This window comes from Niabella soli DSM 19437, from assembly GCF_000243115.2.
In the GTDB taxonomy this organism is placed as follows: Bacteria; Bacteroidota; Bacteroidia; order Chitinophagales; family Chitinophagaceae; genus Niabella; species Niabella soli.
This window is the reverse complement of record NZ_CP007035.1, coordinates 4,312,278-4,333,403: the sequence shown is the minus strand read 5'-3', so window position 1 is coordinate 4,333,403 and position 21,126 is coordinate 4,312,278. Positions and strand designations below refer to the sequence as shown.

Below are 21,126 nucleotides of genomic sequence, written 5' to 3'. Positions count from 1 at the left end.
GAAATCAGTCTGGTTTTTTACCATCTAGAAAGGTGTTAATGGTATTGATCTGACCCTGATTGTTATCATCGGAGCTCACTTCAAACTTGCTATAGTAACTTTCAATGTGGTTGCTGTTATCCTGCAACTCCATATTCCGCCGTATGTACGCGGGAACGGTTTCATACTCGCTATTGGGATCACTTCCATTAACATTGAATGAAAGGTTCCGCAATTTTTGCAAGCGTTCTACCTGTTTACGTTTTTGCTGCAGCATTTCTTCTTCCGCTGTCAGTTGCGGCTGTATGGGTTCCTCATTTTTTACCATTGCCGGCGCTTCTTCTCTCCGGGGCGCTACGCGCTCCACCAATTCCATTTTTTCTTCGCTGGCAGCAGGCTCCTGCGCTTTGGCAACTATCTCTTCTTTTTTTGATTCCGCATAAATATTAGAAGGTTTTGCGAGGTAACTGCGTACGCCCACTCCTGCGGAATAATCATTTTCGGGTTCGGGCTCTTTCATTTCGGGCTGCGCCAGCACACGGTCTTCACTGGGTGTTGCCGGAGAATAAAAAGCCTCGTCTTCTTCGTTGGCAACTATTTCAACCACTACTTCTTTTTCCGGTTCCGCATTGGCGCCTACTTTCTCATTGTCCGCTGCAGACAAGGTATAATGAACATCTGCATTGCTCGCAAAATCCATATCGGAGATATCATCCAATGTCGGCATCGGGGCTTCTGCATACGGTTCGTCAATTAATTGTGGCATCATCGGATCTACCTGCAGCCCCAGGCTTTTTTCTGCTTCCTTCAGTTCATGCTCCACCACCTCCTGCGGCGCTACTTTTTTCCCGTTTTTAGATGCAACCAAATCATTCGGCGTTAAGGTCATTACAATTTTACCTTCTGCCTGTTCTTCTTTTTTCAGCACCGGTTTTACAAAGGGGTCTTTATTCTCAAAGCCGGTTGCAATCAATGTAATACCGATCTCATCTCCCAGCGAATTGTCATACCCCAGCCCAAGAATTACATCGGTGTTTTCACCCGCCTGGCTCAACAGGTGCGCCTGAATTACTTCCACCTCATCCATTGTAAATTCTGAATCGCCTTCGGCTGAATTGATATTGATGAGGATCCATTTGGCTCCGCGGATATCGTTATCATTCAACAATGGTGAGTTCAGGGCCTCTTCAATGGCACGCTGCGCACGGTTTTCGCCGGATGCAGCCGCACTACCCAGTATAGCTACCCCGCCATTTTTCATAACGGTACAAACATCCGCAAAGTCAACGTTGATCTGACCGGTGCTGTTGATTACGTCGGTAATACATTTTGCCGCCGTTGCCAGCACGTTATCTGCCTTTTCAAATGCTTCGCGCATTTTAAGGTTACCAAACTGATGCCGCAATTTATCATTGCTGATCACCAGCAAAGTATCTACATATTGTTTCAGGATCTTGATCCCTTCCTCTGCCTGTTTGTGCCGCTTTTTCCCTTCATAGGCAAAAGGCATCGTTACGATACCCACGGTAAGCACGCCCAGGTCTTTGCAAATTTTTGCAATGATAGGTGCACCACCCGTGCCGGTACCACCGCCCATTCCGGCAGTGATAAATGCCATCTTGGTGTTCACCTCCACAATACGCTTGATCTCTTCCAGCGATTCTTCAGTTGCCTGGCGGCCGATTTCAGGATTAGCGCCGGCGCCCAAACCTGAGGTCAGTTGCGGCCCTAACTGTATGCGGTTGGGGATCAGGCTGTTGGAAAGCGCCTGTGCATCTGTATTACAGATAATAAAGTTTACGCCGTCGATGTTCTGACTGTACATGTGGTTAACGGCATTACCGCCGCCACCGCCAACACCGATGACTTTGATAATGGATGACTGTTCTTTGGGTAGATCAAAATGTATCATCTGTTAAAAAAATTTGTGGCTCACACCCTCCTGTGAGAACCTGTTAAGTAAATGGGTTAGGCCTCATTTCCCTATTATTATCAATGATAAAAACATTGGAGATGAGGAGTTATAGTTGAAAAAAATAAAACAATTAAAAAGAACTATAGATCCTGCACTCCTTCCACACCTTTTAGAAAGAGTACAGGGCTGTAAAAAATTATAAATGACCGTCTTCTTCTTCCTTGAAAATTTCGATAATACCGTTTTTAAACTGATCCCAGAAATTCTTCAGTGGCTGACGTTTTTTACTGGTAGTCGCTGCACTGTTTTCTTCACCGGAGGCTACTGCTACTTCGGCCACTTCGGCAACTGCGGCCTGCTTAATAAGGTCCTGCGGTACCTGCACGGTGATAAAGCTTTTCTCAAATACTTTGCGGTTATTTTCGAAATCATCGTATCCTTTTAAGATCAGTCCCAAACAGGTGGAATAAGTAGGTTTCGCCAGCTCTTCTATATGACCTGCAGCCAGATGCTCGTTTGGTAAACCGATACGTGCGGGCAGGCCGGTTACATATTCTGTTAACTGGATCAGGTGCCTTAATTGAGATCCGCCTCCTGTAAGAACAATGCCTCCATTGAGCTGGCGGTTATCCATACCGATCTGCTTTAAGTGATAGGTAACAAAATCAAGGATCTCGCTCATTCTTGCCTGGATGATATTGGCCAGGTTCTTTACGCTGATCTCTTTTGCCGGCATGCCCCGTAACCCGGGAATGGTGATATAAGCGTTTGCTTTTGCTTCGTTTGCCAGTGCGCTGCCAAACTGCGTTTTCATTTGTTCGGCCTGGCTTTTTAATACGCCGAGACCTGTTTTTATATCATTAGTGATATTTTCTCCGGCAAACGGGATCACCGCAGTATGCCGCAAAACGCCATCGGCAAATACGGCAAGGTCAGTGGTACCGCCGCCAATATCAACAATCGCCACCCCGGCCTCCAGATCTTCCTGCCCCATTACGGCTGCTGCAGAAGCCAACGGTTGCAACACCAGGTCCTTTGTATATAACCCCGCCTTTTCAACACTGCGGTTGATATTTCGAATGGCATTTTTATCACCGGTGATGATGTGAAAATTTGCGCCCAGCTTTACACCGCTATAGCCGATGGGCCGAACGATATTGGGCATATTATCTACAGTGTATTCCTGGGGGATAACATCAATAATCTGATCACCCGCCGGAATATAGGTTTTGTATTGTTTGCTTACCAGCAGGTCCACTTCCGCCTGGGTAATTTCTTCCTCTTCATTTTCGCGAACAATATCACCTCTTGTCTGCAGGCTTTTTATATGATGCCCGGCAATGCCGACATACACTTCACCGATGTTTAAATTAGGGTTTACAGACAGGCAGTTATCAAGGGCCATCTTGATCGCTTTAATCGTTTCGTCAATATTCAGGACCTGGCCATGCTTTACTCCATTGGAGTTGGCCTTTCCAAAGCCAAGGATCTCCAGCTTCCCGAATTCATTTTTCCGTCCGGCGATTACAGCAATTTTGGTGGTTCCTATGTCCAGTCCAACGATAATGGGTTGTTCAGCGTTCATATACTTCGTTTTTAGTTGTTTTATTTAATCAGTGTTTTTCTTTGTCGTCTTTTTTTTATCCGCGGCCGGCTTTGCAACGGGCTTTTTTACATCTTTTTTGTTAGACGTTCCCTTGCCTGTTGCCGGTTTTGCTGAATGCTCTTTTCGGGTGGCATTGGGCTTCACTGCCGGTTTTTTTGCTGTTGTATGCGCGGACTTTGCAACAACTTTCTTTTCAGCCGGCTTTTTATGCGCTTCTTTCGTATTCGTTACACGCGCCGGAGCCTGCTTTACTGCTTTTTTTGCCGGTGCTGTCTTTTTATGCACGGGTTCTTTTTCTTCTGACCTTTTTGGCGCTGTTTTTTTAACAACCTCTTTGCCTTCTTCCGCATTTTTAAGCGGCTGCCCCGCAGGCACTACAACGGGCGGCGCTGCAACCGCCTCAGAAGCGCTTACCTGAGATTTATCTCCTACCGGCATTAGATCCAGCGTATCCAAACCATCATCATTCAACGGCTGACCATAAACCAGTTTCGCTTCCGCCGCAGTATCCACCTCGATCCTTTTTACTCCGGCTACAGCAGGCGCCACTTCAATCAGGTCATTTGCCTTCCGGGACTGCTGCAATAACTGCTCGATATTTTTACGCAACTGGATAGAGTCCAGCTTTGTGTAGGTTCCTTTAACGCCTACTACCTGCCCATTATACTGCACCTCTACCGTTTTGTATTTATCAAACCCCGTGCGTTTCAACACCTGGTCATAAAACAGATACAGGCGGTGAAATTTTGAAGCGATCTCACTTCCATCACCCAAATCCACCCGATGATTTCCCACAACCGGGATCATTTGCATATCCCATCGATCCTTGCCGTCCGGATGAATATCGATCTGAGACACCTGGGCCACCCAAAAGGAATCATTATTGATAAAGGATGCCGCCGCAATCATATTTTCTAACAAAGAACTGTCTGATGCCTTCATGATCTTGTTATTGGGATACCCGGTAAATACGGGCACATCCAATGAAACCTTATCAGAAAGCGGAATCTGTTTTCCGGCCTCATCAATATAAAACGACTGACCACCTGCTGTAAATACCCGCGCCAGGGGCCTGCGCTCGGTTACATTTACCCGAAGTATATCCTTATTATCGAAATACAATTCAGCATTGTACACCCAGGAGCTTTGTTCCAAAAGATCTTCAATGCCCGGCAAATTGAACCCGCTTTTGCGCTCCCCTTTGATGTCCCCGTGAGCCGCCTCTTTTAACAACTTTATGATCTGCGCTTCTGAGGTAAAAAGACTTCCTCCGCCACCGGCGCCTTTTATATTAATATCATAACCTGCACAAACACTGTCATCCTGCACCCGCATAGCCGCTGCCACTATCGTAAACATTATTATACCCACACCCAGCCACATGAGTGTTAATAACATTCGCTTTATTGCCCGTTTCGTATTCACTTTATTTTTTCTAAACTGTTTTTTATTACTCCTACCAGCTTATCCACATCTCCCGCACCGGCGGTAATGATCACGTCTCCCAACTCCTTATTTCCTTCCTTCAAAAAATCATTTCCAACCCAATGCAATAGTTCGTCTTTCGTCATGATTACAGGGTCACCTCCTTCCATCTTTTCAGCAATGATATTGCTTTCAATTCCGGGGATCGGTTGTTCCCTTGCAGGATAAATGGGTAATAAGATAACCTTATCCACCAAACTCAAAACAGCAGCAAATTCCAGGGCAAAATCTTTTGTACGGCTGTACAAATGTGGCTGGAAAATTAGTGTACATTTCCTTGTTGGAAATAATGTTTTTACACCATTTATCAACGCCCTTAATTCTTCCGGATGATGCGCATAATCATCAATAAAAACAAGACCATTCCCGTCTTCCGGATCAGGAGGAATGATATATTCAAACCGGCGCTTCACTCCTTTAAAGGACGCTACTGCTTTTTTAATTTTATCCTTATCAATATTTAAAGAACTTGCCACGGTAATGGCGGCGATCATATTCTCAATATTGTGCATACCGCCCATATGCAATTGAACTCCTTCGATGAGCTGTGTGGGCAGTACCGCATCAAAAACATACCCCCCCCCTTTTATTTCGATATTGGCCGCGTAGGCATTAGCGCTGTTATTTTGCAAACTATACTGCCATATGCGGGCCGCGCTCAACTCTTTTCCAATACCCAGCTTGCGGATCAACAGGCCTCCCGGTTTCAGTCGTTGTGCAAATTCAGCAAATGCCTTACGCACATTTTCTTCTGTTCCGTAGATATCCAGGTGATCGGGGTCAATGGCCGTAACCACTGCAATATCCGGGCTCAGCTTCAGGAAACTGCGGTCGTATTCATCGGCTTCAATTACACAAACATCATTTGCATCGCTCCAGAAATTCGTGTCATAATTTGCCGCAATACCGCCAAGGAATGCATTACAACCATACCCACTGTCCCGCAACAGGTGCGCGATCATCGTGGTGGTAGTGGTTTTGCCATGCGTTCCGGCCACACATATATTAAAAGAACTTTCTGTGATCTGCTGCAGCACATCGCTGCGTTTCATTACGGGATAACCGTTTTCTTTATAAAAATTCAGCTCGGTGTGCTCCTTTGGAACAGCGGGTGTATACACCACCCAGTCTGCATCTTTCGGAGCCTGCTCAACTGCATCTTCATAATGAACCGGTATTCCTTCTGCCACCAGGGCCTTTGTTAACGGCGTTTCTGTTTTATCATAACCGCTTACCCGGATTCCCTTTGAATGAAAATAGCGGGCTACTGCGCTCATCCCAATGCCCCCAATCCCGATAAAATAAATTCTTTTTATATCCGCTATTTTCTTTGCTTCCACGTTATATCCGTTTTAAAATTTCACCGGCAATCCGTTCATCTGCATTGGTTATGGACAATGTCCCCAGCACTTCCGCCATATAATTCCGGGTGGCCGCATCCTTAGCCAGTTCAATTATTTTTGCAACAGCGCTCTCCTTCGCGTCGCTATCTTTCACCAGCCAGGCCGCTCCTTTATTAACCAACTGCAACGCATTCATCGTTTGATGGTCTTCTGCCGCAAAAGGGTATGGCACAAAAACAACCGGCTTTTTAGCCACCGTTATTTCCGCCACCGTCATCGCCCCGGCGCGTGCCATAATAATATCGGCCGCCGCATAGGCATACTGCATCTCGGTAATAAACGGGGCCGCCCAAATATCCCTGTGCTCTACTGCTATTTCCGCCGCCTCTTTTGCAAGTGTTTTGCCTGTTTGCCAGATCAACTGCAATCCCGCACCCAACAGCTCTTTATAATGTGCAAGGATCGCTTCATTAATTGATTTCGCGCCCAAACTGCCGCCAATCACCAACACCGTCAGCTTATTTTCCGGCAGAGAAAAGAAATCCAGTCCTGCTTTTCGGCTTATATTCATAGAGGCGATTGCCTGCCGTACCGGGTTGCCGGTTATGATAATTTTAGCCGCCGGGAAAAATTTTTCCATTCCGTCTGTTGCAGTAAATATCGTAGTAGCCTTCTTCCCTAACAGGATATTTGCCTTGCCTGCAAAGGAGTTGGATTCATGAATAAACGTTGGTATTCCTTTTGATTGCGCATAACGCAACACGGGAAAGGTAGAATAACCCCCAACCCCAATTACCGCATCCGGCCGGAACGACTTAAAGATCTTTTTCACCTGGATGAAGCTTTTGATCAGCTTAACCGGCAGTGAAATATTTTTTATCAAAGAACTGCGATTGAACCCTGCAATATCTAACCCTTCAATCTTGTACCCAGCCTGCGGCACTTTTTCCATTTCCATTTTCCCCTTTGCTCCAACAAATAAGATCCGGATCGATGGATCTTTTTCCTGCAGCGCATGGGCAATAGCGATGGCCGGGAAAATATGCCCGCCGGTTCCGCCACCTGCTATAATCATTTTTTTACTCATTTATTGCTTCAGGTTCTACTTCCGGTTCAGCTTCAGCTACCACCGGATCTGCTACTGTTGCCGTTTTTGGCTGTTCTATGCCTTCCACATTTCTCGACACGCTTAATATGATCCCGATAGCCAGGCAGGTAAACAGAAAACTGGAACCGCCCATGCTTACCAGCGGAAGGGTTACTCCCGTTACCGGGAACAGGTTTACCGTCACTGCCATATTCGCCACTGCCTGTATGGCCAGCGTAAAGCTCAGTCCTAATGCCAGAAATGCGCCAAATGCAAAAGGGCATCTTTTAAAGATCCGTATGCAGCGGTACAGGAATACCACGTACACAAAAAGTATAAACGCACCGCCCAGTAATCCGTATTCTTCGATGATGATCGCAAAAATGAAGTCATTATAGGCCTGCGGCAAATAATCCCTTGTGGTACTGTTCCCCGGCCCTACCCCGAAAAGACCTCCTTTTGATATAGCGATCTTGGCCTGGTTCACCTGGTACATCTCATCATTATCCGCTTCTTTACCGCCATATATAAAATTCTCAACACGGCCGACCCAGGTGCTTACCCTTCCCGTTAGTCCGCTGCCTGATTTTTTAACTGTTTCTGTGGGAGTTGCTGCTGTTGCCGTTCCGCCTTTTTTATGCTGTACCATTGCGGCCATTATCAGCATAATAATAGGAATTAACGCAAGGGCAATAACCAATGCAATATGCCTGAGACTGACACGTCCGATAAACAATAACATCAAGCAACTGGCCCCCAGTAATAATGCGGTGGACAGATTGGCCGGGGCGATCAGCAAACAGGTAACCCCTACCGGTAAAATGACGGGGATAAATCCTTTTCTGAAATTCTTTATCACCTGCTGTTTCCGACTGAGCAACCGCGCCAGGTACATAAACAAGGCCAGTTTGGCCAGATCCGATGTCTGCATCGTCATATTGATCAGCGGCACCCGGATCCAGCGGCTGCCTTCATTCATCTTTACGCCAAAGAACAAAGTATAAGCCAGCAGGGGAATACTGAGGATAAAGAGTATCCGCGCTACTTTTGAATAAATGGTATAGTTGACCCGGTGCGCGAAATAAACAATACCAAAACCCAGCAGGATAAAGACCACCTGTTTAAATAAGTAAACTTCTGTATTGCCTTTATATTTCTTATAAGCCAAAGAGCCTGTTGCGCTATATACTGCCAGCAACGATACTAATGTTAATAATACCACCAGCGCCCAGATCACTTTGTCACCCCGGGCATGCTGATCCAGTCCGCCTTTCCAGCTCTTTATCCGGGCGCTTTTTTCTTCCACTGCTATTTCTGCTGTAGCTGACATTGTAAACTATCCGTTTTATAAATCGATCACTGCACGTTTAAACTGTGTACCGCGATCTTCATAATTTTTAAATAAATCAAAACTGGCACAGGCAGGGCTTAACAACACCACATCTCCTTTTTCTGCGTGCGCAAAGGCTGCACCGGCTGCTTCTGCCGCACTGGCCGTATCAATAATATTCGGAACAATCCCGCTAAACGCCTCATGGATCTTTTTATTATCGACGCCCAGGCAAATAATGGTCTTTACTTTTTCTTTTACCATTTCTGTCATCGTTGAATAGTCGTTACCCTTATCCACTCCACCCAGGATCAATATGGTAGGCTTTGTCATGCTCTCCAAAGCATACCAGGTAGAGTTTACATTGGTAGCCTTGCTATCATTGATAAATTCAACCCCGCGTATCGTAGCCACATGTTCCATGCGGTGTTCCAGGTTCTGAAAGGTTTGCACCGCCTCCCTGATCTTCTCCTTCCGGATATCCATTGTTGCCGCTGTAACGCCTGCCGCCATAGTATTATACTGATTGTGTTTACCTTTGAGCGTAAAATCATAAATGCTCATATTTATGAAATCTTCGCCTGTCCTGATGTACATATCCCCATCTTTAATAAAAGCCGCGCTGTTTTCATTCTCCATGCTAATCGGTAGTTGAATTGATTGAATATTAAATTTGTCTAATGACGCTTTTGTTACCTCATCATCTTCGTTGTATATAAAATAATCGGTTGCCTCCTGATTTTTTATGATCCGGAACTTGCTTGCGATATAATTATTGAAATTGTATTCATAACGATCCAGGTGATCTTCTGTGATATTGGTCAATACTGCGATATAAGGCCGGAAGCGGTCAATATCATCCAGTTGAAAACTACTCACCTCCACCACATAAACCGGTTTGGGGTCCAATGCCACCTGTTTGGCGAATGATTCGCCAATATTGCCCACCAGCGCCGCATCCAGACCGCCGGTCTTTAAAATATGATGGATCAGCGAAGTGGTGGTGGTTTTACCGTTACTCCCGGTAATGGCCACGATCCGGCTGTCACCTGCAAAACGATACGCCAACTCTATTTCGCTGATCACCGGAATGTCTTTTGCCCGTATTCTTTTAACCAGTTCATTTTTTTCAGGGATGCCCGGGCTTTTCACAATTTCATCAGCGTTCAATATCAATGTTTCTGTGTGCCCGCCTTCCTCCCAGTCAATTGCCGCCTGCTGCAATTCGTTACGATATACTTCTTTCAAAGAACTTCCATCGGATAAAAAAACATCATACCCTTTTTGCTTTCCCAGCAAAGCCGCACCCACACCGCTTTCTCCGCCTCCTAATATCACTAAACGCTTCGCCATTGCCTACCGCAGCTTTAAGGTTACAATACACACTACTACCAACATGATCTGCACGATCCAGAACCGGGTTACAATCTTTGATTCATGGTATCCCAATTTCTGGTAATGATGGTGCAGCGGGCTCATCAAAAAGATCCTGCGCCCTTCACCATATTTTCGTTTTGTATATTTGAAATAGGCTACCTGCAACATCACGCTGACATTCTCCACCAGAAAAACCCCGCAAAAAATGGGGATCAGCAACTCTTTGTGCACAATAATTGCGATCGATGCGATAATCCCCCCCAATGTTAAACTTCCCGTATCACCCATAAATACCTGCGCGGGATACGAGTTGTACCAAAGAAAGCCGACGCAGGCCCCGATCATCGCTGCCAGAAAAATGGACAACTCACCCAGGTTGGGGATATACATTATATTTAAGTAGTCTGCAAAATTGAAGTTGCCGCTGGCATAGGCGAAAATGCCCAACATCACCCCGATCAAGGCCGACGTTCCGGTAGCCAGCCCGTCCAGCCCGTCTGTTATGTTCGCCCCGTTTGAAACCGCAACAATTATAAATACCACAATAGCTATATACAATACCCATGAATAGGGCCGTACGGCCTCGGGCAATAACCTGGAATAATTAAACTCATGGTTCTTTACAAAAGGGATCGTTGTTATGGGATCTTTACTGGGTACAAAATGTTTTGTTTTATTGTTTACCGTTTTGGTGATCACTTCTGTTTCATTAGAACCCGGCGTACCGATATATTCCCTCCATATTTTCACATTGCTGTTAAAATACAAAACAGACCCAACGGTGATGCCCAGTACTACCTGTCCGAAAATTTTAAACTTACCCGCCAGCCCGTCTTTATCGCTTTTTTTATACACTTCGCCCTTTTCAGCGGCAATTCTTTTTGCACGCAGCTTCAGGTAATCATCTGTAAATCCAACCGCCCCTAACCAGATCGTTGCAAATAACATCAACAGGATATATACCGTATCCAATCTTGCAAAAAGCAGCGTGGGCACCAGTATGCCCAAAATGATAATCAGTCCGCCCATTGTAGGCGTTCCTTTTTTTGCCTGTTCACCTGCCAACCCCAGGTCGCGCACGCTTTCACCGGCGAGCTTCCTGCGCAATATCTCAATCAGCCTTTTACCAAATATGAGTGTAATGGTCAATGCCAACAATACCGCCATCATTACCCGGAAGGTGATAAAGTCCATCAGATTCCTCCCCGGAAAATTGATCCCGTGTAACTTAAACCATTCAAACAGATGATACAACATATTAATTTGCTAATTAGCTAATGTGATAATGTGCCAATGTTGAGTTTAAAAGTTTACAGGTTAAAATGTTGACAAGGGTTTAACCTTGTTAACCTATAAACTTTTCAACTTATCAACCCACCGCTACTTCTCCAATAATTCAAATATTTCTTTAACCGTTTCTTTATCGTCAAAATGATTCCGCACGCCGTTGATCTCCTGGTAGGTTTCATGCCCCTTACCGGCAACCAATACAATATCTTCGGCATTTGCCAGGCTTATGGCTGTTTTAATCGCTTCCTTCCGGTCTACAATCGAAAGACATTTTCGTCTGCACCCCGCGTTCACACCCGCCTCCATATCTCTTATAATATCCTGCGGGTCTTCGTTCCGCGGGTTATCGCTGGTAAGAATGATCCGGTCGCTGTATTCACAGGCCACCTCAGCCATAATGGGCCGCTTCGTTTTATCCCGGTTGCCGCCACAGCCTACCACAGTTATCACCTGCTCAAATCCTTTTCTCAGTTTTTTTATAGTAGCCAGCACATTCAGCAGGGCGTCCGGGGTATGCGCATAGTCAACAATGCCGATCACTTTGTCTTTTGCTGAAATGATATAATCGAACCGGCCGGCCGCGCCACTCAGCATACTGAGGGTTTGCAACACCTGCAGCTTGTCTTCGCCCAGGCAAACAGCCGCGCCATATACCGCCAGCAGATTATAGGCATTAAACTCCCCGATCAAACGGAAATGCACTTCCTGGTCGTTCACCATCATGTGCAGGCCCATAATATTATTGTCAATGATCTTCCCTTTAAAATCGCTGACCGCCTTTAAACTATAGGTCTTAACGGTTGCACTGGCATTTTGGGTCATCACCAGGCCACGCTTGTCGTCAATATTCGTTAATGCAAATGCCTGTTTCGGCAAGGCATCAAAAAAGGCTTTTTTTACCCGGATGTATTCATCAAAGGTCTTATGATAATCCAGGTGATCGTGTGTGATATTGCTGAAGACCGCCCCGGCAAACTCCAACCCTGCCACCCGGTGCTGATGAATAGCATGGGAGCTTACTTCCATAAAAGCATACGCACAACCCTGCTCCACCATGTAGGCCAGCAGCCGGTTTAAACTAACGGGGTCTGGTGTGGTGTGCGTAGCTTCCAGCAGCTCGTTGCCAACCAGGTTCTGAACCGTGCTGATCAGGCCGCAGGCATAGCCCAGCTTGCTGAACAATTTATACAGCAGCGTTGCAATGGTTGTTTTGCCATTGGTGCCGGTAACACCGGTCAGTTTCAGCTTTTCCGACGGGCGTCCATAAAAATTATGGGCAATGATGCCCGCTGCTGCTGCGCTGCTTTCTACCTGAACATATACAACGCCTTCTTTCCTGTTTTCCGGCAGCGTTTCGCAAACAACCGCTATAGCGCCATTTTGAACCGCATTGTCAATGAACTGGTGCCCGTCTACCCCACCCCGCACGGCTATAAAAACACATCCGGGCGTTATCTTCCGGGAGTCGATACAAACCGCAGTAATATCCAGCGCAGTATTCCCGCTTACCGATTGTAATTTGGTTTTATATAGTAGTTCGCTTAACTGCACGTTTTTGTTTATGCCAGATTTAAAATAACCGCCTGTCCTTTTGTGAAGGAAGTACCCGGGGCAATGGATTGACCTGCCACTTTTCCGCTTCCCTGTATTTTTACCCGGAGCCCCATACGTTCCAGCAACCCTATCGCATCTCTTAAGCCCATTCCCTGAACGTTTGGCATCACCGATCCTTTTACTGTGTTTCCCGTAAGCACGGGTTTAAACCGGTTGGCGTACATGGTTACCCATTGATCGCTCCGTACCGAATCCACAAAAGGCACCTTCAACATATTCAACACATTCTCCATTGCCTTTGCGCTTCCCGCGTAGAAATACGTGCTGCTATCCTTTGCACCTTCATAACTCTTCGGTGTTTTACGATCCACATACATACTGTAGATCTTCGTGGCGATCTCCCGGAATACCGGCGCTCCCAGTTGCCCGCCATAGTGCGTGCTGGCGCCCGGATGGGTACGTATCACCACAATACAGGAATACTGGGGATGATCTGCCGGGAAATAACCGACAAATGTTCCCTGGTATACATTGTTCGCATATTTAATATTGCCATCCGCCACGTGTGCCGTTCCGGTTTTACCTGCTACCTTAAACGGCATATCTTTAAAGGCGGGCTTACCGGTACCTTCGGTTATTGTTAATTCAAGGCTTTCCTTAGCAGCCTTCAAAGTAGATGGTTTGCAAATGGGATCCAGCATTATTTCCGGGTGCATTTGTTTTACAACCACCCCCTGGTTCAAAATGCTGTTTACCAGGTAGGGCTTCACCATTACGCCATCATTCGCAATCGCATTGTATAAGGTTAATACCTGCAGGGGGCTTACCTGCACCGCATAGCCAAAGCTCATGGTCAGCATATTCATCAGCCCGCCATGATCCACTGCCAATGGTGCCACCCGGGGTCTTGGCACATGGGCCAGGTCTATGGGTGAGCGGGTATCCATGTGGTATTTATGTAAATACTCTCCAAATTCTGAAGGTCTTGACCCAAATGCTTTCAACGCTACTTTGCTCATGCCTACGTTGGAGCTGTGGGCTATACATTCTTCAATGGTCAGCACCGGCTTAGGCATCCGTTCCGCGTCGGTAACCATACGTGGCCCCACCTGCATGCGCCCGGCACTGCCCACTTCTACAAGATCGCTGGGTTTAGAAGATCCTTTGTCCATTGCAGCAAGAAAGGTCACCATTTTAATGGTAGAACCGGGCTCGGTAACCCGTAACGCATAATTATCATTTTCCCAATAGGTAGTATCATTTGGATTGCGCCCCAGGTTGGCAATGGCTTTTATCTTCCCGGTTTTCGTTTCCATCACAATTGCCGTTCCGTATTCACCCCTGCTGGCCTGCATCATACGCAGCAGCGCTGTTTCGGTGATATCCTGCATATTCACATCGATCGTCGTATAAATGTCCTTGCCGTTCTCCGGCTCTACCTGGAAGCCTTCCACCGGAACAGCGCCGCCGGAAATAAACCGCATGACGCGCTGGCCGTTCTGGCCATTGAGTAAACTGTCGTAACTCATTTCCAGCCCTACGTTCATTTTCTTTATCTTGCCATCACTGTTCACGTACTCCCTACTCAGCCCGATGGTTCTGTTGGCAAGCAAGCCGAATGGAGCAATGCGTTTGCTGGTTTCTTCCACCACGATCCCGCTTTTATTTTTGCCCAAACGGATCAGCGGAAAATCCCGCAATGCTTTATAATCTTCAAAGGAGATCTTTTTCTTTAACGCATAATAGCGGTTCCCTTTAGCATAAGCAGCGTTAAATTCCTTCAGGTATACTGTTGCCGTTTTATCTTTAAAATGATCCGCCATGGCTATGGCAAAGGAGTCGATATTCTCTTTATATACTTTTCCATTTTTATCGCGTAACCCGTCGGCCATAAAATCCATGTACACATCAAACTGCGGCAGCGAGGTGCTCAGCATCTGGCCGTCCTCACTGAAAATGGTACCGCGATCGGCATTGATCTCCACAATTTTCTGGTGCATGCTGTCGCCCATACTGCGCCAGTGATCACCCTGTATCCGCTGAATATAGGTTGCCCTGCCGAATACAATAACAGACAATAAGGCAATCCCTATAAAACAGAGATACACCCGCCACAATATGTCCTTTTTAATTTCCAATGCCTGTTCCTATTTATTTACGGTTTGCATATATTGTTCTAACGAATCTTTCAGCACGTAGGGCGACTCCTGCAATTCGTTCAACCCCAATGGTTGCAGGGCTTTGGTCAGTTCGCTGGGTTTACTGCGGAACATCACCTCGCTTTTCAAGCTTTTATATTCCCACTGTAATTCCTTTACCTCCTTTGCGGTAGCGTTGATCTTGCGTACCGTTTTATCGGCCATATGCCCGTTGTAGATGTACACGATGGCCAAAAAAGCCAGGTAAAACAGAAAAGGTACCTGCCGCACAATCGACTGGTAGTTCAGCACCTTCTTCCAGTTCAACTTAAATTCCTTTTCCTTTTTTTCTGCCACTTTCTTTTATTTGCTCGATTCTTGATACCTGATCCTGGATTCTCGATCTTGACCTGACAACAAGTATCCAGCATCTACCATCCAGTATCTATGACCTATTAACTATGAACTAAACCCGTTCTGCCACCCGCAACTTTGCGCTCCGCGATCTTGTATTCTTCTTCAATTCTTCTTCCCCTGCTTCTACCGGTTTCTTTGTTATTATTTTAAATACCTTTTCAGTAGGGTGCTGTATGAAAGGATTATCATCCTTTTGATCGAATCCACCGTCCCTGAAAAATTTTTTCACCAGCCGGTCTTCCAGCGAATGGAACGTAATAATTGCAATCCGCCCACCAGCCTGTACCACTTCCTTTGCCTGCTCCAGCAGTTCCTTTAATGCTTCCAGCTCCTGGTTCACTTCAATCCGCAGCGCCTGAAACACCTGGGCAAAATATTTATTCGGATTCCCTTTCACTACCGGCCGCAACGCGTTCTTAAAGCCTTCCGTCGTTTTTAACGATACCCGGCCTCTGATCTCCACGATGGCGCGTGCCAGCGTTTTCGCATTCGTCACCTCTCCATATTGTTCAAATAACTTATGCAACTGTTGTTCAGAATACGTCTGCACTACGTCAAACGCTGTCCGGGACTGCCTTCTGTCCATCCGCATATCCATGTCCGCGTTAAAACGGATACTGAACCCGCGTGCAGCCTCATCAAACTGGTGACTGCTCACTCCCAGGTCCGCCAACAGGCCATTTACCTTACTGATCCCGTGCAGGCGCAGAAAACGCTTCAGGTGGCGAAAATTCTGCGGCACAAATAACACCCGCTCATCTGCAGGCAAATTATTCGCAGCATCCGCATCCTGGTCAAAAGCCACCAGCCGCCCCTTGGGGCCTAACGCTTTCAGTATCGCAGCCGAATGTCCGCCGCCGCCGAAGGTTGCATCCACATAAATACCATCGGGCACAATATGCAGGCCTTCGATCGTTTCGTGCAGCAACACAGGAATATGGTAAGTTTCCGGTTGATCCGTTAACGCGCTGACAGGTAGTATCTCTTTTTTTTGTTTACTCATTTTTCCTTGTCAACTTTTAAACATGTTCACCTGTCAACTAAACACCTCCCATCACCTGGGCTGCCAGGTCGCTAAAGGATTCGGGTGAGAAAGAATCAAAGAACTCTTTGTATTTAGTGGTATTCCAGATCTCCATACGGTTGCCGGCGGGTACCAGCACAATGTCCTTTTCAAGCAACGCATACTCTTTCAGGTTAGCCGGCAGCAATAACCTGCCGGCGCTATCGGGCTCTACAAGAGTGGCACCATTTAAAAAGTAACGTTTGAAGGCGCGGGTCTTCGGATCGAAATCATTCAGTGCATTGATCTTTTCAGCCAGGGGGCTCCAGGAGCTGAGCGGATAAAGACTGAGGCATTTTTCAAAGCCCCGGTTGATGACAAAACGGTCAGCATCCTCCGGCTGAAGCTGCTTTTTAAAGCCAGCCGGCAGCAGGAAACGTCCTTTTGCGTCTATAGTTGCCTCGAATTCGCCGAGAAAACCTGTCATAAACCTGGATTTTTTAAAATTTCACTATTCTAACACAAAATAACACTTTTTCCCACTTATTGACCAAATTTAGAACAGATTCATTTATCCACAAATTAAAAACCGGTAAAAACAAGTACAGCAAAGGGTTTCAGGCTATAAAACACAGGAAACAGCAAAACGAATGTGCATATGTGTGCTTTTAATGTGGATAACAGGTGAGCAAACGATGAATTTAAGGCATAAAAGTAATATAAATTATTAGTTTTAAATACATTATACCTGGTGCAATTTATCCACATCTACAGGAATATTGATTTTATACCTGCGCCAGATAATATTAATCATATGGTTACGTTTAAAAGAAGGTCATATAAACCGAAGCAAGTATTTTTGCTGGTTTATCGGGAATCCGGATCTATCCACCAATCCTGGACAAACTAAATATCAGATAATGAATGAGTTTTTTAGCAAGTTGCTGCATGAATTTAAGTTGCCGCTCGAAAACCCAGTGCTCGTATTCTCGCTCATCCTGCTGATCATACTGCTTTCTCCTATATTGCTGAAAAAGCTGAATATCCCCGGTATAATCGGGTTGATCATTTCGGGGGTTGTTATTGGTCCGCACGGGCTCAATATCCTGGAGAAAAACTCCGCCATCAACCTTTTCTCCACCATCGGTTTATTATATATCATGTTTATTGCCGGCCTGGAACTGGATATGAATGAGTTCAGAGCCAACCAGCGTAAGAGTGCATTGTTTGGTCTGTTTACCTTTATTATTCCTATACTGGTGGGCTTTCCGGTTTGCTATTATTTGTTGAAATACGATTTTAACGCCAGCTTTCTTACAGCCAGCATGTTTGCCACCCACACACTTGTTGCCTACCCTATCGTAAGCAAAATGGGCGTGGCAAAAAATCAGGCGGTGGCCGTAACAGTGGGAGGAACCATATTAACCGACACCGCGGTGCTGATCATATTGGCGGTGGTCATGAGTAACAGCCACGGCAATTTGAACAGCCAGTTCTGGATACGGCTGGGGGTTTCCCTGGCAATTTTTTCAGCAATCGTATTTTTCTTAATCCCCCGCATCGCAAAATGGTTTTTCCGCAAACTGGAAAGCGAAAAACATTCCCACTACATTTTCGTGTTGTCCGTTGTATTCTTTGCGGCCTTCCTGGCGCAGGTTGCCGGCGTGGAGGCCATCATCGGCGCTTTTGCCGCAGGACTGGCGCTAAACAAGCTGATCCCGCATTCTTCGGCACTGATGAACCGTATCGAATTTATCGGCAATTCTTTATTCATACCCTTTTTCCTGATCAGTGTAGGGATGATCGTAAACGTAAGCGTGCTGTTAAACGGCCCCATGGCGTGGATCATCGCCGGAACACTTTCCACTGTGGCGATCTGTTCCAAATGGCTGGCCGCCTTCCTTACGCAAAAAGTATTCCGGTACTCTGCCGCCCAGCGACAGCTTATTTTCGGGTTAAGCAGTTCCCATGCTGCCGCCACCCTGGCCGTAATACTAGTGGGTTACAATGCTAAAATATTGGATGAAAATATTTTGAACGGCACCATCATACTGATCCTGATCACCTGCATTGTGGCGTCCTTTGCTACAGAAAAAGCGGCAAAAAAAATTATCATAGAGTCAGAAGATGAAGCGGTAGAAGCGAACCCCGCTACGAACGGAGAAGATGAACACATACTGGTGCCCATCGCAGAGATCGAAAACTTTGAAAAACTTTTTGAATTTTCGATCCTGCTAAAAAACAAAAAATCATCCAACCCTATTTCGATCCTTTCCGTAGTGTCCAATAACGCAGAGGCAGAAGTCAACATTCGCAAGGCACGCACCAAACTCGAAGAGTATGTAAAACAGGCCTCAGCATCAGAAACCAAAGTGAACGTGGTTACCACTATTGATCATAATATTGCCAGTGGCATCATCCGGATTTCCAAGGAGATAATGGCTGATATCATTGTATTGGGATGGCCGAGGCATGCGGGTTTGCTCAGCCGGCTCACCGGGGAAAAACTAGACAATATCCTGTCAGGGTCCGACAAGACCACTTTTATCTGCGGATTTGAGAATCCTTTGGTCACCATAAAACGCATTCCGCTTGCAGTACCGCCCCTGGCGGAATTTGAGCCCTCTTTTATGTTTTGGGTACATAAAATCGCATTGCTGTCGCTGGAGTTAAGCGCGCCGGTTCATTTATTTTCGAACGCCGCAACCGCCCAGGCATTGATGAGTTATTTGAAAAAGAACAAGCTCAACATAACCGTAAGTACCGAGTTGTTTACGGATTGGGATGATTTTGTTAGCCTCACAAAAAACAGCAGGGCTGATGACCTTTTTGTGCTTATTTCGGCAAGACGTGGATCCGCTTCTCATTTTTATCTGCTTGATAGTTTGCCCGGCAAAATGGAAAAGCATCTGGAAGGTTGCAACAAGATGGTGCTGTTCCCGCAACAATATGATCTTGTAAGTAGTATTGATAATTTTTCTGAAGTAACCAACGAACCGATCACCAAAGGAATAGAAGCCATTCAGCGGATCGGAAAAGGGATCGGGAATATTTTCAGGAGATAAAGTATTTAGGCCGAAAAGGCGGCAAGGCGGTAAATAAAACAAAGCCTTCCCGTTTTTCCGGCTTCCCGGCTAACCACTACCCAATTTTTGTGGCGAAAACTTTTCACCCGACAATCGTGTTACCACCATCGCGGCAACCGTATTGCCCGTAGCATTGAGCACCGTAGCCAGCGGATCTACCAGCGTGCCGATGATCATCACCGCCGGCACTACTTCCGTGGGCAGGTGGTAGGCGGAGATCATGAGCAGCTCACCGATATACCCCCCGTTGGGGATGCCCCCTTCCACCATACTGCACAGCACTGTGATGCCCAGCGCAATTACAAGACTTTTCGGATCGAAAAAATCCCATCCCAGCATCTGGAACACCACATATATTTTAACCACAGAAGAAATAGAAGACCCGTTCTTATGCAACGTGGTCCCCAAAGGAATGACAACATTGGCTATGGAAGAAGGGATGCCCATCCGCTCCGCGGCGATCAGGTTTGCCGGCATGGTAGCCAAACTGCTACAGGTGCTGACCGCAGTAAGGGAGGGCACAATATTGTTCTTCCAGAATAAGCGCACCCCCAAGCCTCCGTTGGCGACGAACGCGTAGAGTGTAAAAAAAATAAAAAAATACAGGATGCCCGTGCCGTAATACAAAGCCATCGGCCGGGCATAAAAACCAAATAACTGCGGACCGAGGTCTGCCGCCTGGTAAGCTATATAGGCGCCCAGGCCAATGGGCGCAATTTTCATGATTAACAATAACAGTTGCTTCATCACTTCATTGCCGGCAACCAGGAAATCATAAAAAGGTTTTGCCAGTTGATTCGACTTCCGCACCGCTGTTCCCAACAAAAAAGAAAACACCAGCAATGCCAGCATGCTTTTCCGGGAGAGCAGCATATAAAATTCCCCAACGGTAAAAAAATCAACCAGCATAGCGCCCCATGATCTTTGCTCCCCAATCGCCGGATCCGCCACGGCTGCCTGCACGCCTATCTTTCCGACGGGGAACACATAGGTCATACCCATTGTAAACAACGCCGCCAGCAGAATAAACACGAGAAAAGTGAACGCCATTATTGCCAATACTTTTCCCAGTTTATTTTTTTGTTCAATTGCGGCGACCGATATAGCAATGGCAAAGAAGACCAGCGGCACCACCGTTACAAAAAGTAAGTTCAAAAAAATATCCCCTACCGGTTTTAAATAGCCGGCGACGCCCGGAAAAAGCGCTCCCGTAAAGCCCCCCACGAGCATCCCCAGCAGCAACAGCAGGATCCCTGAATAATTCTTCCATACTTGTTTTGCTGAAAAGGGTTCCATATATAATGCGGTATGTTTAAAATATTAGGAGTAAGTAAAAATAGACAAAATCGTTAAATGCTACGAACACAAATCGGGCCGGGCACATAACATTTTGCGGTCGACCAAAAGTCGCAAACCAATAGCCAGCCGGAAATCTGGGGAAACGGAACAATTTTGTTGCTCCTGCGGAGCAGCGTGTTTCTAGCACGATGCGGCATACAAATCCGGGCTCTGTAGG

The 21,126-nt window shown here is 46.3% G+C and carries 15 protein-coding genes; 1 reads left to right on the top strand and 14 read right to left on the bottom strand.

Annotation, left to right across the window (positions count from 1 at the left end; translation table 11 throughout):
• Positions 1-4 precede the first annotated feature (4 nt).
• From ftsZ to mraZ, 13 genes are all read right to left on the bottom strand, one after another.
• On the bottom strand, positions 5-1,891 hold the full coding sequence (gene ftsZ, locus NIASO_RS18195; RefSeq protein ID WP_008588421.1) for a cell division protein FtsZ: 1,887 nt from the start codon (positions 1,889-1,891) through the stop codon (positions 5-7).
• Positions 1,892-2,090: 199 nt separating this feature from the next.
• On the bottom strand, positions 2,091-3,479 hold the full coding sequence (ftsA, locus tag NIASO_RS18190) for a cell division protein FtsA (protein WP_008588419.1): 1,389 nt from the start codon (positions 3,477-3,479) through the stop codon (positions 2,091-2,093).
• A 24-nt stretch (positions 3,480-3,503) separates the two neighbouring features.
• Entirely contained in the window at positions 3,504-4,898 is a 1,395-nt protein-coding gene (locus NIASO_RS18185) for a cell division protein FtsQ/DivIB (protein ID WP_008588417.1), read from the bottom strand.
• A 23-nt stretch (positions 4,899-4,921) separates the two neighbouring features.
• Positions 4,922-6,325, bottom strand: a complete 1,404-nt coding sequence (gene murC, locus NIASO_RS18180; protein ID WP_008588415.1) for a UDP-N-acetylmuramate--L-alanine ligase — start codon at positions 6,323-6,325, stop codon at positions 4,922-4,924.
• A gap of 1 nt (position 6,326) precedes the next feature.
• Positions 6,327-7,403, bottom strand: coding sequence for an undecaprenyldiphospho-muramoylpentapeptide beta-N-acetylglucosaminyltransferase (gene murG / locus NIASO_RS18175; protein WP_008588413.1), 1,077 nt, complete (start codon positions 7,401-7,403; stop codon positions 6,327-6,329).
• A gap of 4 nt (positions 7,404-7,407) precedes the next feature.
• Positions 7,408-8,745: an FtsW/RodA/SpoVE family cell cycle protein gene (locus NIASO_RS18170; protein ID WP_008588411.1), complete on the bottom strand. Its 1,338-nt coding sequence runs from the start codon at positions 8,743-8,745 to the stop codon at positions 7,408-7,410.
• Positions 8,746-8,760: 15 nt separating this feature from the next.
• A complete protein-coding gene (gene murD, locus NIASO_RS18165) occupies positions 8,761-10,098 on the bottom strand; it encodes a UDP-N-acetylmuramoyl-L-alanine--D-glutamate ligase (protein ID WP_008588410.1) in 1,338 nt (445 codons plus the stop codon).
• 3 nt (positions 10,099-10,101) lie between these two features.
• Complete coding sequence (mraY, locus tag NIASO_RS18160; protein ID WP_008588408.1) at positions 10,102-11,379, bottom strand: phospho-N-acetylmuramoyl-pentapeptide-transferase; 1,278 nt, start codon at positions 11,377-11,379, stop codon at positions 10,102-10,104.
• Positions 11,380-11,502: 123 nt separating this feature from the next.
• Positions 11,503-12,963: a UDP-N-acetylmuramoyl-L-alanyl-D-glutamate--2,6-diaminopimelate ligase gene (locus NIASO_RS18155; protein WP_008588406.1), complete on the bottom strand. Its 1,461-nt coding sequence runs from the start codon at positions 12,961-12,963 to the stop codon at positions 11,503-11,505.
• Between the two features lie 8 nt (positions 12,964-12,971).
• The gene (locus tag NIASO_RS18150; RefSeq protein WP_008588404.1) at positions 12,972-15,104 is read right to left on the bottom strand and encodes a penicillin-binding protein; all 2,133 of its coding nucleotides are present in this window, start codon (positions 15,102-15,104) and stop codon (positions 12,972-12,974) included.
• A gap of 9 nt (positions 15,105-15,113) precedes the next feature.
• Positions 15,114-15,461, bottom strand: coding sequence for an FtsL-like putative cell division protein (locus NIASO_RS18145; protein ID WP_008588402.1), 348 nt, complete (start codon positions 15,459-15,461; stop codon positions 15,114-15,116).
• A 109-nt stretch (positions 15,462-15,570) separates the two neighbouring features.
• Positions 15,571-16,524 carry a 16S rRNA (cytosine(1402)-N(4))-methyltransferase RsmH gene (gene rsmH / locus NIASO_RS18140; RefSeq protein ID WP_008588400.1) on the bottom strand — a complete coding sequence of 318 codons (954 nt, stop codon included), beginning with the start codon at positions 16,522-16,524 and terminating at the stop codon, positions 15,571-15,573.
• 37 nt (positions 16,525-16,561) lie between these two features.
• A complete protein-coding gene (gene mraZ, locus NIASO_RS18135) occupies positions 16,562-17,011 on the bottom strand; it encodes a division/cell wall cluster transcriptional repressor MraZ (RefSeq protein ID WP_008588399.1) in 450 nt (149 codons plus the stop codon).
• Positions 17,012-17,444: 433 nt separating this feature from the next.
• Here mraZ and NIASO_RS18125 point away from each other — a divergent pair, with 433 nt between their 5' ends.
• Positions 17,445-19,589 carry a cation:proton antiporter gene (locus tag NIASO_RS18125; RefSeq protein WP_008588397.1) on the top strand — a complete coding sequence of 715 codons (2,145 nt, stop codon included), beginning with the start codon at positions 17,445-17,447 and terminating at the stop codon, positions 19,587-19,589.
• A gap of 69 nt (positions 19,590-19,658) precedes the next feature.
• Here the strand turns inward: NIASO_RS18125 and NIASO_RS18120 are convergent, their stop codons facing one another.
• Positions 19,659-20,906 (bottom strand): dicarboxylate/amino acid:cation symporter, encoded by a 1,248-nt coding sequence (locus tag NIASO_RS18120; RefSeq protein WP_008588395.1) that lies wholly within the window; start codon positions 20,904-20,906, stop codon positions 19,659-19,661.
• Between the last annotated feature and the right edge of the window lie 220 nt (positions 20,907-21,126).